Origin of the sequence: Sorangium sp. So ce406, from assembly GCF_051474675.1 — a bacterium.
GTDB classification, from domain to species: Bacteria; Myxococcota_A; Polyangia; order Polyangiales; family Polyangiaceae; genus Sorangium; species Sorangium cellulosum_G.
On record NZ_CP150340.1, the window covers coordinates 8,917,052 to 8,932,245 of the forward strand.

General features: G+C 74.8%; 10 protein-coding genes. 2 read left to right on the forward strand and 8 right to left on the reverse strand.

What is annotated here, in order from left to right:
- Positions 1 to 119: 119 nt before the first annotated feature.
- Positions 120 to 1,148 carry a PAS domain-containing protein gene (locus tag WME96_RS33235; protein WP_437285600.1) on the reverse strand — a complete coding sequence of 343 codons (1,029 nt, stop codon included), beginning with the start codon at positions 1,146 to 1,148 and terminating at the stop codon, positions 120 to 122.
- Positions 1,145 to 2,104, reverse strand: coding sequence for a DUF4388 domain-containing protein (locus WME96_RS33240; protein ID WP_437285601.1), 960 nt, complete (start codon positions 2,102 to 2,104; stop codon positions 1,145 to 1,147). The genes WME96_RS33235 and WME96_RS33240 overlap by 4 nt, the downstream gene beginning before the upstream one ends.
- A gap of 446 nt (positions 2,105 to 2,550) precedes the next feature.
- Here WME96_RS33240 and WME96_RS33245 point away from each other — a divergent pair, with 446 nt between their 5' ends.
- Complete coding sequence (locus WME96_RS33245; protein ID WP_437285602.1) at positions 2,551 to 4,245, forward strand: hypothetical protein; 1,695 nt, start codon at positions 2,551 to 2,553, stop codon at positions 4,243 to 4,245.
- A gap of 205 nt (positions 4,246 to 4,450) precedes the next feature.
- Here the strand turns inward: WME96_RS33245 and WME96_RS33250 are convergent, their stop codons facing one another.
- The 6 genes from WME96_RS33250 to WME96_RS33275 form a co-directional block, all read right to left on the reverse strand.
- Positions 4,451 to 5,740 carry an aspartate kinase gene (locus WME96_RS33250; protein WP_437285603.1) on the reverse strand — a complete coding sequence of 430 codons (1,290 nt, stop codon included), beginning with the start codon at positions 5,738 to 5,740 and terminating at the stop codon, positions 4,451 to 4,453.
- A 131-nt stretch (positions 5,741 to 5,871) separates the two neighbouring features.
- Positions 5,872 to 8,508 carry a tetratricopeptide repeat protein gene (locus tag WME96_RS33255; protein ID WP_437285604.1) on the reverse strand — a complete coding sequence of 879 codons (2,637 nt, stop codon included), beginning with the start codon at positions 8,506 to 8,508 and terminating at the stop codon, positions 5,872 to 5,874.
- A 207-nt stretch (positions 8,509 to 8,715) separates the two neighbouring features.
- Positions 8,716 to 9,321: an MlaC/ttg2D family ABC transporter substrate-binding protein gene (locus tag WME96_RS33260; RefSeq protein WP_437285605.1), complete on the reverse strand. Its 606-nt coding sequence runs from the start codon at positions 9,319 to 9,321 to the stop codon at positions 8,716 to 8,718.
- A gap of 222 nt (positions 9,322 to 9,543) precedes the next feature.
- The gene (locus WME96_RS33265) at positions 9,544 to 10,917 is read right to left on the reverse strand and encodes a sensor histidine kinase (RefSeq protein ID WP_437285606.1); all 1,374 of its coding nucleotides are present in this window, start codon (positions 10,915 to 10,917) and stop codon (positions 9,544 to 9,546) included.
- Positions 10,917 to 12,134, reverse strand: a complete 1,218-nt coding sequence (locus WME96_RS33270; RefSeq protein WP_437285607.1) for a type II secretion system F family protein — start codon at positions 12,132 to 12,134, stop codon at positions 10,917 to 10,919. The genes WME96_RS33265 and WME96_RS33270 overlap by 1 nt, the downstream gene beginning before the upstream one ends.
- Before the next feature lie 865 nt (positions 12,135 to 12,999).
- The gene (locus tag WME96_RS33275) at positions 13,000 to 13,875 is read right to left on the reverse strand and encodes a protein-L-isoaspartate O-methyltransferase family protein (RefSeq protein WP_437285608.1); all 876 of its coding nucleotides are present in this window, start codon (positions 13,873 to 13,875) and stop codon (positions 13,000 to 13,002) included.
- Positions 13,876 to 14,009: 134 nt separating this feature from the next.
- Between WME96_RS33275 and WME96_RS33280 the strand changes: the two genes are divergently transcribed.
- Positions 14,010 to 15,149, forward strand: a complete 1,140-nt coding sequence (locus WME96_RS33280; protein WP_437285609.1) for a serine hydrolase domain-containing protein — start codon at positions 14,010 to 14,012, stop codon at positions 15,147 to 15,149.
- Positions 15,150 to 15,194 lie beyond the last annotated feature (45 nt).

Below are 15,194 nucleotides of genomic sequence, written 5' to 3' on the forward strand. Positions count from 1 at the left end.
TGGCCTGGAATTGCTGTCGCGCCGGCGCATTGGACGGCGGAGCTAAGCACCGCTCGCGGGAGGGATCCAGCGGGCACGCCGGTCGAAGCGGGGCGGGGATGACCGGCGCCCGCCCCGCGTCAAGAGGCCACGATCGTCCCTCGATCCGCGGCCCCCGAGCTGCTCTCGAGCAGACCGAAGCGCTTCGCGAGATCGTCGGGCCGCTCACCATCGAGGGCGCGGAGCTCGTGGGCGCGCTCGACGGGCACGACAACGAAGCGCCACGGCGTCGCCGCGAGGTCGCTCCCCTCGATGCACCGGGCGACGTGCGCCGCGTTGAGCGCCGCGCTGATCGTCGTCTCGAGGACGCCCTCGTAGAAGGCGGACAGCTCGATCGATCCGGACTCGACCGGCGGCCGCACGAAGCACGCGACGCGCGGGGGGTTCACGGAAAAATCCGCGGCGAGGCGCCCCATCCCGAGCTCGGCGAGCGCCTGGTCGAGCGCGCCCACCGCGAGCAGCACCGGCGCCTTGTCGAGCGCGGACGCGCCCGCCTCGACCACCGTGTGCTCCGCGACGCCCGCGATCCTGCGGCCGACGCCGCGGCCGAGCTCCCGCGCGGCGCCCTGGCCGACCCGCGCGAGCAGCGCGGCGACCTGATCCCACGCGAGCGGGAACATGGCGCCGAGCGGGCCGTTCAGCCGGCCGCGCTCGCGCTCGTGGCGGATGGTCGCCGGGCGCTCGTGCTCGTCGTGCTCGAGCGGGACGCGGTGCACGGTCATGAACACGCGGTTGACCGGCGCGCGCGCGAACTGGACGTAGACGTCCTGCGCGCCGTGCAGGAAGTGGAAGCGGAAGGCGAACCGGTCGGTCGCGCCGGGCGGCTGCTGCGCGAGCGCGCGGAACCGGCCGAGGAACGCCTCGACCCGCGTGCAGGGGGCGATCTCCTGGAAGAAGTTCCTGCCCACGACCCGGTCGGACGGGAGGCGGCTCATGCGCTGCTCGTAGCGGTTGTAGAGCAGCACGACGCCCTCCTCGTCCAGCATGATGAAGCCGTACGGGAGGTCGTCGACCTCCTGCGAGGTCATCTCGGCGAGGCGCTCCACGCTGGCGGGGAGGGGCTCCGCGAGGCTCTCCGGCGCCTCATCCATCGTCGATATCTGGGTCATCGCTCGACTCCTTCGAACAAGACGCTCGCCCAGCCGACCTGCTCGACGAGGCGCGTGAGCCCGCCAAGGACCTCCCGGATGCGGCGGCGCTGGAAGCGCGACGGGACCTTCTCCGCGGCGGCGTCGAAGAAGGCGACGATCCAGGCGGCGACCGCCTGCGGGATCGCCGAGCGGGCGCGATCGATCTGGGCCACGGAGACGAGCGCGTCGCCGCTGATGGCGAACGCGTCGAGCGCGCTGTGGTGCTCGCGCGCCGTGGTCCAGGACGCCGCGAGCACGCGCGACGTCATCGGGGGGCCGAGCCAGGCGCGCGCGTAGGCGGTGCAGGCGTTCACCACCGCGGCGGCGAGGGCCACGTCGGCCGCGTCGTCGGAGGGGAACGCCGGGGGGCCGTGGCTCTCGCGCTCGGCGCGCTGCGGTCCGCTCGCCTCGCTCGCGACGACCTCGAAGGTGGCGCCCTGCCAGTCGCCGAGCGCGACGAGCGCGTCGGTCCATCGCTCCGAGGGCCGCACGCCGTCGGCGCGGGCGTGGATGGGCCGCCCGGCGTCCACCGTCACCTCGGCGCGGAGCGCGCCGGCGCGCACGCGGATGAAGCAGCTCCGGCTGCGCGACGCGAGCGAGGCGAGCAGCCCGTCGAGCCCCACGTCGTCGAGCTCGCCGCGCAGGATGACGCGGCTGCGCTGCCGCTCGGACTGCGCCGCGAGCCGCTGGACCTGGGCCGCGAGCACCGCGCTCGGGACGTCGTCCGCGAGCGCCCCCGAGAGCTCCGCCATCGAGAAGATCGCGCGCGACGAGCTGACGCCGATCACCGGCGGCGGGCCGTCGAGCGTCGCGCGGAGCGAGCGGGCCATGTCCAGGAGCGCCGCGGGGCTCTGCGCGCAGGCCACGGCCGCGTCGACCCGCAGCGCGTCCGGCGGCGGGCGGCTCGGCGAGATCTCGCAGGTGACTACGCGCATGCGGGCCTCGCGGAGCGCAGCCGCGACGCGATGGGCAAAGGGCGTTGCCGGCGCGGAGGAGACGACGATGTCGAACATAACGAAGTCGACTCTATGGCCATGGTCATTCTCCGTCAAATCAGTTCAACAAAGATTATACATACAGCGCCATCCGGAACGACATGAAATCGTCCGGAAACTCAGGTATACGTGGCGGATATTTGGTGAATTGAATCACCAAGTGGCCCCTGAGGGCCTGAATAGAACAAACATTGTACAACCTGCCATGCACCGGGGGCCCGGCGGAGGCGTCGGTGGAGCGCGGCGGGCTCTTCGCCGGGGCAGGGAGGGAGAGGCCGCCGCGACCGGCGGCGGGCGGGCTCTGGAGAGGGTCGATCGCGCGCGTGGCCGCCTGCGGGTGCGTCGCGCGGGGCGAAAGCGGCGCGAGGGGCGCTACACTCCCGCCGATGTCAGCCCCCCGACCCTGGAGCGAGCGCATGGCGGAGCGCCGCGAGACGTGCCCGGCGCCGCAGCCGAAGACCGACGTCGACGACGAGGAGCTCGAGCGCGAGCGCGACGAGAACGATGACAAGCTGATCGACCTGCCGCCGCTCGGACACGACGAGGAGGAGGAGCGCGACGAGGGGTTCGAGGAGCTCCTGCAGACGCTCGACGACGCAGAGGGCGGGCTCGACGACGTGAACGCGAGCGACCTCGAGGTCGGCGTCGAGCTCGCGGAGGACGAGGCCGGGGCCGGGGAAGACGAGGCCGCGGAGGAGGGCGTCGACGTCGGGGCGCTCCACGAGGGGATCGCGGACGCCGACGCGGGCTCGTGGCTGTCCGACGAGGCGACCGGGCACGAGGACGACGACAACGACGATCTCGACGAGCACGGCGGAGCGCACGGCGACGACGGCGGCGCGGAGGGGACCGGGGAGGATCCGTCGGACGACGTGGACGAGGGCGAGCTGCCCGCGCTCGACGCCGATCAGGACGGCGCGTACGAGGGCGAGGACCTGCTCGCGGAGCTGCCCGATCTCGCGGACGATCAGGCGCCGGTCTGGGACGCGCTGCCGTGGGCCGTCGTCGAGGGCGCCGGCGCGGCGGTGCCGTGCAGCACGCTCGCGGTGGCCGGCGGCCACGTCGTCGCCGGGGGCGCCGGCCCCGAGCCCGGGGCGAGCGAGCCGGCCGCGCGATCGGGAGGTCGCGCGCGGCGCGCGGACCGGACGGGCGGCGATCGCGGGACCGTGCTCGTCGTCGACGCGGGGGCGCTGGCCGCGCGGCGCGCCGGGGTCGACGCGTCGGCGTCGTCGATCGCGCTGTCGGAGGCCGCGCTGCTCATCGCCACGCGCCGAGGCAACCTGCTCCTGAGCGACGATCGCGGGAAGACGGCGAGCCCGCTGGGCGCGTGGGGGTCGGGCGGCGCGCCGGTGACGCTCGCGATGACGCCGGGGCGGCTCTGGGTGCTGTCCGGCAAGACGCTGTGGTCGCCCGCGGCCGGGGCGGTCGTGGTCCCGCCGGAGACCGGCTCGGCCGTGACGCCGGGGTCGGCGCGCCGCGAGGCGGCGCCGGCGCCGTCGCGCGGCGCGCTGTCGCTGTCGCTCGGGCCCGCGCTGCGCGACGGGGTGCTCCGGATGAGCGCGAGCGAGGGGGTGATCGTGGCGCTCACGAGCACGGCGGCGGGGCCGCAGCTCGAGCGGCTCCGCGGCGACGACGAGGGCTCGCCGGCGGTGACGCTGTCCGGGGCGGCGCGGCGCGCGGCGGAGGCCGACGACGGGCGGCTCGCGGCGGCGTCGGGGGGGCGCTCGGTCGCGCTCTCGGGGGCGGGGCTCCTCTGCGTGTCGCGCGACGGGGGCGAGACCTTCCGGGTGATCGAGGGGCTGCCGCTGGTCGTGGCGCTCGCGTTCGCGGGAGACCACAGGGGCTCACCGCTGCTCGCGCTGGTCGCGCGCGAGGGCGAGCCCCGGGCGCAGCTCGTCCATGTGCCGTCGAACGGGGCGCCCACGCTGATCGCCGAGATCGAGGCGACGCCTCACGGCGCTGCAGAGGACGACGCGGCGGGGATACCGCGGGCGGCGATCGCCTGGGACGCGTCGCGCGAGGTCGTGTGGATCGCGTGCTCGGCGGGGCTCATCGCGCTCACGAGGCAGCGGAAGCACTAGGAGTTCCGGGGGGACCGGCCCCCGGAGAGGGTGTCCTCCGCGCGGGGTGGGGGCCCCGCCGAACTCGCCTGAGACATGAGCCATCCGGCAAGCCGGATGACTCATGTCTCAGGCTCAGACATCGGCCCATCCCCCACCCCGCGCGGAGGACACCCTCTCCGGGGGCCTACGGTGGACGTGGGGGACTCGGGGCTGCGCGGGGCGATCAGGCCTCGACGAACGAGGCGTGGAGGAGGCGCTGCGCGGGGGCGGCGTCGGCGGCGTCGACGAGGGCGCCGAGGCGTAGCGGGCCGGCGACCGTGAAGCGGGGCGCGATGCTGGAGCGCTCGAGGATCTCCATGAAACGGGCGAGGGGCTCGGCGGTGGCGGTGAGGCCGTCGCCGACGACGCTGACGGAGGCGAGGCCCTCGGTGAGCTCGAGGGAGGGCAGGAGGGCGGTGAGCTGGCGCTTCGCGCCCTGCCAGTCGGGCACGTTGAGGAGCGGGAGAACGAAGGCGCCGCCGCCAGGGCCGAAGGAGAGATCGCGGAAGCTCACACCGAGCTCGCCCGCGGCGCGGAGGAGCGCGTCGAGCCGGAGACCGGCGGGGGCGCGCGCGAGGACGACGTTGGCCTCGGCGACGATCGCGCGCGCAGCGATCGTCGGAGACGCCGCGCCGGACGCGGAGCGGCGCACGACGGTCTCGCGCGCGCCGGGGGCGGCGTCGAACGTCGACCGGGCATAGAGGGCCACGCCGGAGCGGCGCGCCCACTCGACCGCCTGGGCGCAGACCACCTTCGCGCCGCACTCGGCCATCTCCTGGAGGACCGCGCAGTCGAGCTCGGGGAGGTGACGGGCGTCGGGGACGACCCGGGGGTCGGCCGAGTACACGCCGTCGACGTCGCTGTAGATCTCGCAGCGCTCGGCGCGCAGCGCCGCCGCGAGCGCGACCGCCGTGGTGTCGGAGCCGCCGCGGCCGAGCGTCGTGATCTCGCGGCGGTAGCTCATGCCCTGGTAGCCGGCGACGATCACGATGCGGCCACGGGCGAGCTCGTCCTCGATCCGGAACGGGCGGACCTCGATGATCCGCGCGTCGAAGTGGCGATCGTTCGTGAGGATGCCGGACTGGGAGCCCGTGAACGAGATCGCCTCGAAGCCGCGGGCCTGGATCGCGATCGAGAGGAGCGCCATCGAGACGCGCTCGCCCGTCGAGAGCAGCATGTCGAGCTCGCGCCGGGGAGGATCCGCGCCCGCGCCGCCCACGCTCGCAGCCTGCCGCGCGAGGGAGAGCAGGCCGTCGGTGGTCTTGCCCATCGCGCTGACCACGACCACGACGTCATGGCCAGCGCGCTTCGCGGCCACGACGCGGTCGGCGACCTTGCCGATCCGGTCGACGTCGGCGACGGACGAGCCGCCGTACTTCTGCACGATGATCGGGCGATCGGCCCTCGCGGGCGAGGCGCCCGGCTCGCACGGCGAGCCCCCAGGGTGGACGCGGTTCGGCGGCTCCTCGGCCATGCTGCACCTCCAGGCGCAGCGCGCGCTGCGCAGGAGATCCGGCTATCACGGGCGAAGGGCGCGGGCCAAGCGCGCAGCGGGGACGCGCGACGGCGACGGGCGCGCGGTGAGCTGGGCCGCCGAGCTGAGGCTCAGGTGAGATCGGCGTGGAGCAGCATCTCGTAGAGCTCCGCCTCGGCGTCGCGCCCCTCGCTGCGCGCCCTCGCGGCGAGCCGCGCGAGCACGTCGCGACGGCGCGGCGCGATCTCCTGCCGGGTCGCCTCGTCCCCCTCGTCCATGCGCGCCGAGAGCAGGGCGAGGAGGTCGAGATCGCGGCCGAGCCGGGCGAGCACGTCGGCGAGCGCCATCGCCACCCCCTGGTCGGTGGGATCGGCGCGGAGGCGATCGGCGAGCCGATCGGCGAGGAGCTCGTCGTCGAGGGCGAACCCGCGCAGGAGCGGCGACTGGCCCTCCGCCAGCGTGACGCTGGGCGGGCCGGGCGCGTTCAGCTCGGTGGACGTGTCCGCGTTGTCGAGCGTGGGCAGCTCCTCGATCAACCCAGGGTCGGCCGGGGCCACGGGCGGCCGGTCGAGCAGCCCGCGGTCGACCGGCGTCGGGGCCACCCGCGGCCGATCGATCAACCCGCGGTCGACCGGCGTCGGGACCACCGGCGGCCGGGGGACGACAGGAGGAGCGGCCGGCGCGGGGGCGATCACCACGGGCTCCGGCGGGAGCGTGCGCCGGCGCGGCGCGGAGACGTGGACCTCGATCCTCTGCTCGGCCGCGCGAGGACGCTGGGGCGACGGGATCGACGCGTCCGCGGCGGGCGGCGCGGCCTGGTGCGGCGCGATCTCGCCCGAGACGCGGCGGAAGGAGGCGCGGATGCCCGGGTCGCGCGGCCGGAGGCGCAGCGCGAGGCCGAGGTGGCGCTGCGCGGCGAGGAGATCGCCGCGGGATCGCTCCTCGATCTCGGCGGCCTCGGCGAGCATGGCCGCCACGGCCGCGTGGCCCTCGCCGAGCAGCGCGCCGCGGCCGCGGGCGGAGCCGGCGTCGTCGGCGGCGCGGCCCTGGAGCGCGAGCTCGACGGCGTCGCGCAGCCGCCCGAGCGCGACCGACGCGCCGCCGAGATCGCCGAGCTCGGCGCACCAGCGGCCCTCGAGCAGGCGCGCCTCCAGCGCCTCCGGCTCGCCGGGCGGGATGGCGCGCACGCGCGCGACCGCCGCCGGAAGGTCGCCGGCGATCTCTGCCAGGCCGCGGGCGAGCTCCAGGTCGAGCGCGCGCGCGCTCTCGCCGCCCGCGCCGCTGCGCGCGGCGAGCGCGCGCGCGCGGGCGAGGAGGTCGAGCGCGCGCCTCCCCTCCCCGGCCGCGCGCAGCGAGCGCGCGAGCCCCGCGACCGCGTCGGGGCTCTCGGGCGCGTAACGGAGCGCCCGCTCGAAGAGCGCCCGCGCGTCGGCGGCGTGGCCGCGCGCAAGGACCATCTCGGCGGCCCTGCGGTAGACGGCGTGGCGCGCGTCGGGGCCGCGCGCGGCGGCCTCGAGGTGCTCGGCGTCGGCGAGCGCGCCGCGCACGTCGGCGACGTCGAGCCGCGCCTCGAGCCGCGCCCAGCGCAGCGACTCGAGCCCGGGCGCGCGCGCGACGCCGAGGTTCAGCGCGTCGAGGCGCACGTCGAACGTGTCCGCGAGCCGCGCCGCGCGCAGCCAGGCGAGCGCGGCGAGCGGGCCGTAGGGCTCGGCGTGCGCGGCGCGGGCGAGCGCCGAGAAGGCGCCGTCGCGATCGCCGACCGCCTCGAGGAGCGCGCCGCCGAGGAGGCCGGCGTCCACGGCGGGCATGGCCTCGACGACGGTGGAGAGCGCCCCCTCGGCGCGATCGCCGATGACGAGGTCGAGCCAGGCGAGGCGCCCGGAGATCTCGGGGTGCCGCGGGGCGCGCTCCAGCGCGGAGAGGTAGTGGTAGCGCGCCTGATCGAGCCCGCCCGCGAGCGCGAGCTCGTCGGCGGCGCCCGCGAGCTCGGCCGCCTCGAGCGCCCGGAGCGCGCGGTCGCTCAGCGCTGGAGGCATCTCGCCGAGCGCGCCCTCGGCGCGGAAGCGGCCCGCCTCGGCGGCCACCGCCGTCCACTGCACCCCGCCCACCGCGGGCGCCCTCGCCCCGGCCGCGGGGAGGAGCACACGGACGATGCGCTCGACCGCGGCGTCCAGCACGACCGCGCCCTCGACGAGGCGCCCGTGCGCGCCCGCGATCAGCGAGAGCGCCCGGAGCGCGAGCGCGTGCGGCGGGGCCTCGAGGCCGACGCCGCGGGCGCGCTCCGGCAGGAGCCTGAGCGCGCGCTCGCCGGGCGCGACGGCGACCTCGAACGCGAGCGCCGTCTCGCCGGATCGCAGCGCGACGAGCGCGCCGTCCTCGATCGGCGCGATGAGGAGCTGCGGGGTGCCCTCGCCGAAGAAGCCGCGGAGCCGCGGCGCCGCCCAGCCGGCGAGATCGCTCCCCTGCGCCTCGACGGCGATCCGGGCGAGCTGGCCGCGGCGGTGGCGGAAGCGCGCGACGCCGCCGGAGAGGTCGACGGGGAACCGGATCCCGGCGAGCCGCACGACGAGCTCGGTCACGCGGAGCGGGCCGAGCGCGAACGGCTCGCCGAGCTCGATCGCGAGCGCCCCCTTGCTGACGGCGAGCCGGAGGACAGGGCGGTCGTCGGGCGGACGCGGGGCCGCACCGCCGCCGGGCGCGAGCGCGCGGAGCGACGGCGGAAGGCCCAGCGCGCGCGCCGACCGGCCGCGCCTCTGTCCAGCAGCCATACCCGCCAAGGGTATCAACCCTGCGGCAATTCAGGCGAGTTCACGGCAAGCGAGCGTGGAAACGCGCCTGCAGCGGCGCGGCGGAATGCGCGCCGGGCGCTCGGGCGCGGGGGGCGGCCACGGCGGCCGGGCTGCGCGGGCGATCAGGCCGCGCGGGGCGCCGCCCGGCGCGGCGCGCTCACGAGGCGAGCGCCGCCGGCAGGCCGGTCAGAGGTCGCCCTTGGCGAGCTTGTCCTTCATCTTCTGGATCAGCGCCGGGAACCCGTCCTTCTTGATGATCTTCGTGAACTGCGCGCGGTAGCTCCCCACCAGGCTGACGCCCTCGGTGACGATGTCCCGCACGAGCCAGGTGTTCCCCTTCTGGGAGAGCTTGAAGGCGATCTCGACCGGCTCCTCGCGCGCGTCCTTCTTGGAGACGGCCCGGGTCTTGACCGTGATGACGCCGCCGCTCTCGCTCTCGCCCGTGTACTCGATGTTGAAGTCGAGCGTCTTCTTCAGGTTGCGCTCGTAGGCCTTGCGCACGAGCTGCTTGAGCAGATCGCTGAACTGCTTCTTCTCGGCGTCGGTCCGGGCGGCCCACTCGCTGCCGAGCGAGCTCTCCGCCAGCGCCGAGTAGTCGAGCATCTCGTCGAAGACAGCGCCGACCTTCTTCTGGCTCTCGCCGCCGCCCTGCTTCAGGAGGTCGAACAGGACCGTCTGCTTGGCCTTGACGACGTCCGTCGCCGGCCCGGCGTTCGCGAGGCCGACCTGGCCGAGCGTGAGCGCGAGCAGCGAGAACGTCGCCGCGAAGAGGTGGTTCATCCTGCGTGTCACGTGGGGTTCTCCTTCTCTACCTGCGAGCCGCGAGCGAGCCTCGGTCGCCCGCGCTGCTCGCCCTGTCTCTAGACGCCAGGCAAACGGACTGCCAGGTCGGACGGGAGCCCCGGCGGCTCGATGACGTCCTGTCCGTGCTCTCCATGAACATCGCGAAAAGAGACGGCTATCCGCCGGCGCCGATCCGCTCTGGAGGGGCAGACGACGGTCATCGCCCGCTATTCATGCGCGGAAGCGAGCTCCGCCGCAATCTCCCGCGGCGATCGCGAGGGGCTCCGCCGCGCCTTCCGCGAGCGGCCGGTCCGGGATCTTCACCCGGAACGCGGTGCCCTCCCCCTCGCGGCTGTCCACCTCGATCGCGAAGCCGTGATCGTCGAGGATCCGCTTCACCACGGCGAGGCCGATGCCCATGCCGTGCGTGCGGGTCGTGAAGAACGCGTCGAAGAGGCGGTCGCGGGCGCCCGCGGGGATGCCGCGCCCCTGGTCGCGGATCTCGAGGATCCAGGCGCCCGCGTCGCGCCAGAGGCGCACCGCCACGGCCGCGCCCGGCGAGCTCGCCTGGATCGCGTTCCGCACGAGGTTCCAGACGACCTGGCGCATCTGCGCGGCGTCGGCGGTCACGGGCGCGGACGGCGGGCCCTCGAAGCGGACCTCGACGTCGCCGCCGCGGCCCGAGCGCCCCGCGAGCACGACGACGTCGCGCGCCGTCACCGAGAGGTCCACGCCCTCGAGCGCCGGCGCCCGGGGGCGCGACAGGTCGAGCATGTCGCCCACGAGGTCGTTCAGGCGCGCCGTCTCGCGCTCGATGATCTCGCAGAGCTTCCGGTCCTCATCCGAGAGCGTGCCGCCCGTGCGCAGCAGCTCGATCGAGCCCGCGATCGAGCCGAGCGGGTTGCGGATCTCGTGCGCCAGCCCCGCGGCGAGGCGGCCCAGCGCCGCGAGCCGCTCGGCCTGCTCCGCCCGCGCCGTGGCCTGCACGAGCCGGCCGCCCGTCGCGCGCAGCCGCTCGGCCAGGTAGCTCGCGAGCAGCGTGACCACCATGATCGCGAGCAGGTTGACGAACATGGGGTACCGGAGCTCGCCCCAGCTCGTCACGTACGCCCCGGAGGGCTGATCCGGCGGCACGCCGACGAGGTGAAGCCCGAGCGCGGCGCACAGGAGGAGGTACGCCGAGGCCCCGGACGCCGCCGCGACGACCGCGCCCGGGAGCCCGAGGAGGATCGCCCCCGTGAGGCAGGTGAGGCCGTAGAGCGACGTGGCGCCGCTCGTGGCCCCGCCGGTGATGTACACGAGCGCGGTCCAGGTGATCTGATCGGTGACGAGCTGCGCGCGGGCGATCGCGCGGAGGGCGCGGTTCATGCGCAGGAACACCGCGTAGACCCCCGAGACGCCGTACGCCGCGGCGACCGTCACGAGCGCGACGATGCTGGAGAAGCTGCCGGGGGTGAAGCCGCCGAGGTACACCGCCGCGGTCACGACGAGGAAGACCGTGAGCACCGCGAGGCGCAGCGCGATGAGCCAGGTGAGCCGGCTCGCGAGCGGCGCCTCGTCGCCGCCCGGCGCGCCGGGCGGGAGGGGCGCGGCGGCCGGCGACATCACTCCGCCTTGATCTTGCCGGCGAGATCGAAGATCGGCAGGTACATCGAGATGAGCACGACGCCGACCATGCCGCCGACGACGACCATCAGCAGCGGCTCGAGCAGCGACGTCAGCGCGGAGACGGCGACGTCGACCTCCTCCTCGTAGAAGTCGGCGATCTTGTTCAGCATCGTGTCGAGCGCGCCGGTCTGCTCGCCGACCGCGACCATCTGCACGACCATGCCGGGGAAGACCTGCATCTCGCCGAGCGGCTCGGCCATGTTCTTCCCCTCGGAGATCTTCTGGCGCGAGTACATGAGGCCCTCCTCGACGACGACGTTGCCGGCCGTCTTCGCGACGATGTCGAGCGCGTCGAGGATCGGGACGCCGGAGCCGAGCAGCGTGCCGAGCGTGCGCGAGAACCGCGCCACGGCGATCTTCTGCATGACCGGGCCGATGATCGGCAGCTTGAGCAGGACGCGGTGCACCATCCGCTTGCCGGCCGGCGAGCGGTAGAAGTAGACCCCGCCGACGACCCCGGCCACCGTCAGCACGACGATGAGCGGGAGGTAGGTCACGAACGCCTTCGACGTCGCGATGACGATCTTCGTGAGCTGCGGGAGCGCGTCCTTCGCCCCGAACTCCGCGAACATCGTCTCGAACGACGGGATGACGAACGACATCAGCACGACCATGACGACGATCATGATGATGATGACGGCGACCGGGTACGCGAGCGCGCCCCGCACCTGGCGCGCGAGCTTGACGCGCTTCTCGATGTAGATCGCGAGCCGGTTCAGGATGCTGTCGAGGATGCCGCCCACCTCGCCGGCCTGGACGAGGTTCACGAACAGGTCGTCGAAGATCTTCGGGTGGCGCCGGAGCGCGTCGCTGAACGTGGCGCCCTGCTCGACCGTGTTCTTGATGTCGCGCAGCGCCGCCTGGAAGACCTTGTTGGGCTCCTGGTTCGAGAGGATCTCGAGGCACTGGACCAGCGGGAGGCCCGCGTCGATCATCGTCGCGAACTGGCGGATGAACTTGACGAGGTCCTTGGCCTCGACGCCCGAGCCGAAGCTCAGGTTGAAGTTGAGCGAGGCGCCCTTCTTCTTGACCCGGGTCGGGTTGAGCTGCTGGGCGCGGAGCCGGTTCTGCACCGCCGCCTCGTTCTCGGCCTCCATCGTGCCCTTCCGGATCTCTCCGGTGCGGCCGCGCGCCTCCCAAACGAACTCCGCCATAGTGCTTCCGGTCTTCTCCCTGGTCCACGACGGGCCGAGCCGACGCGCCGGGGCGGCCCCGCCTCTCGGGGAACGCCAGGATAAAGTTCGGCGAGGCCGGGGGTCAAAGACGGTGGGGCGTTCTCTGATCCAGGTGGCGGGGCGGTGGTGCGAGGTGGGACGCGGAGGCGGAGGGAGCGCAGTGCCGAACAGCACGCGCCGGCGGGGGTCTCCGCGCGGCGGGGGCGGGTGGGCGCTCGGCCATCCGCCAAGACGGGGGCGGGAGAGCTTGCGCTGAGAACACCACCCGGCATGTCTCCCTTCGGGTCATGCCTCCTGGGACGTTCCGTCGCGCGCCACACAAGGCGCGCCTGAAACGTGGAGCCCCCTGACACCGGATGGCACCTCGGTCGGTGCTCGCCGCGCCCACCCGCCCCCGCCGCGCGGAGACCCCCGCCGGCGCTCACGGCGATGCGAGGATCGGCGGCCTCGATGAGCCGGCGAAGCGCCGGGGACTGGCACGGACTGTCACAGTTCGCACCCGGACATGGAGATGCGCCACCCGGACACGGGAGTGTGTCATCCGGACGCTCGGGGGCGCCATCTGGACATGGAAGTGTGTCATCTGGACAGGGAAGTGCGTCATCTGGACAGGGTGGTGTGCCACCCGGACATGCTGCGGGGCGATCCGGCATGACCAGCCCTCGGTGCGAGTCCGTGCGACGGCTCCGGTCGTCGAGGCGAAGGAGGAACCGGTCCGGGCCACGCGGCGCGCAGGAGCAGCCTTCGACAGCCATCGGGCGCAGACCTGTTCGCGATGCACCGGCGGATGCGGGCCGGCCCGCCGCCGGCGGCCGCGCTCCCCGGCATTGCCCAACGAACAGTGCTACCCGCGCCCGCGCTCCGCGACGTAGCGCACCGCCCCGTGGATCTCGCGGAGGAGCGCGCCCTGGTGGCGCTCGACGCGCACGAGCTCCTGGTGGGCCTCCCAGGCGCCGACCGGCGCGACAAGGACGCCGCCGTCGGCGAGCTGCTCCTCGAGCGCGGCGGGCGGCGCGGTCAGCGCGTAGGTCACCGCGACCTTCCACGGGCGCTCCGACGGCAACGTCCGACCCACCGCGAGCACGCGCTCGGCGAGCGAGCGCCCGTCGCCGCACAGCAGCGTGACGCTCGCGCCCTCGTAAGACGGACCGGCGCTGCTGCACGCGAGCGCCTCGTCGTCGCCCCGTGGATCCGGCCGCGCGCCGAGCAGCCGGGCCGCGCGCACGTGCAACGCGGGGTCGATCTCGATCGAGGTGACGTGCCCGGTCGGGCCGAGGATGCGCCGCGCGAGCGCAGCCCCGTAGCCGGTCCCCGTGCCGAGCTCGAGGAGGCGATCGCCCGGCGCGAGGCCGAGCAGGCTGTAGGTGAGCAGGTACGCGTGCGGCGCGCTCACGGTCGCGTGCCCGGCCCGATCGAGCGGCAACGGGGTGTCGTCCGCGGAGGCCGCGAGGTCCTCCGGCAGGACGAAGCGCTCGCGCGGCACGAGCAGGATCGCGTCGAGGTAGTGCGCGGGGAACTCGAAGCGGCGCGCAAGCTCGGCCACGAGCGGCGCGCGCGCCACGCGCCCCGCCTCGGCGAGCTCGATGTCGTGCGCGATGGCCGCGTCGAGCTGCTCGGGGACCGGCGACCAGCGATCGGGCCGGCGACCGTCGTACCGCGACGCCAGCGCGGCGAGCGACGCAACGGCGGCCCGCGGTTCGGTGCTCGTGGGAGAAGTCACGGCGGGATCCTGAAGCAGGACCGCCTGCGCCGCTCGCTCTTTTCGGGGGTCGTTCCGCCTTTCTCAGGGCCCGATCGGCCCGCCGCCCGAGCCCGTTTGACAGGGGCGCACGGGCAGCCTTCTCATCGTCGGGCATGCCCCCCGTCGATCTCACGCGCGTCGCAGAGCTCGTGGTCGAAGAACACCGCGCCGCCCCCTGCGCGTGCGTCGCCGCCGCCATGCGCACCCGAGACAACGTCCAGTACGGATTCGGCGCCGCCGGGCACCTCTGGTTCGAGAGCAGCCCGCCGGCGGGCGCACGCGGCGCGGCGCCGCCGGCGACGGAGGACGCGATCTTCGATCTCGCGTCGGTGACGAAGCCGCTCACGGCGCTCGCGCTCGCCCGGCTCGCGCGCGCCGGCGCGGTGAGGCTCGACGAGCCGCTCGGTCAGGTGCTGCCAGAGCTCGCAGGCACGCGCTCGGCCCGCGTGCCGCTCGAGCTCCTCGCCGCGCACCGCGCCGGGCTCGAGGCGCACCGCGTGCTCCATCCGGCCGATGACGATGCGCCGATCGATCCTCACCGCGCGCTGCTCGAGTGTGCGAACGGGCGGCGCGAGGCGTGCGCGGGCGATCCGCCGGACGAGGGGTTTCCGCCGGTCTACAGCGACCTCGGCTACCTGCTCCTCGGCGCGGCGCTCGCGCGGCGCGGCGCGGCCGAGCTCGACGAGGTCGTCGCGCGCGAGGTGACCGGGCCGCTCGGGCTGGCGATCGCGCCGGCGCGCGCGCTCAGGCGCCGCGATCCGCGGTTCGACGAGCGCGTCGTGCCCACGGAGGACGTCGCGTTCCGCGGGGGCGTGATCCGCGGCGCGGTGCACGACGACAACGCATGGACGATCGCGCGCGACGGGATGGCCGGGCACGCGGGCCTCTTCGGCGACGCGATGTCCGTGGCGCGGCTCGGGGTCGCGCTGCTCGAGGCGCTCGCGGGCGAGCGGCCGGCGTGGCTCTCGCGCGACGAGCTCTGGCGGCTCGTCGCGCCCCGGCCGGGCGGATCGCTGCGCGCCGGGTTCGACGGCAGGAGCGGCGAGAGGCCGAGCTCCGGCGCCCGGTTCGGCCCGGGGACCTTCGGCCACCTCGGGTTCACCGGGACGAGCCTCTGGATCGATCCGGACGCGGGGCTCGTCGGCGTGCTGCTCACGAACCGGGTCCACCCGACGCGCGCCTCCGACGCGATCCGTCGCGCGCGGCCCGCCGCCTACGACGCGATCGCCGAGGCGATGGCGCGGGCGCGATGACGCGCCGACGGTTGCGCACCGCATCGCACCCGCGTTTTCACGGGC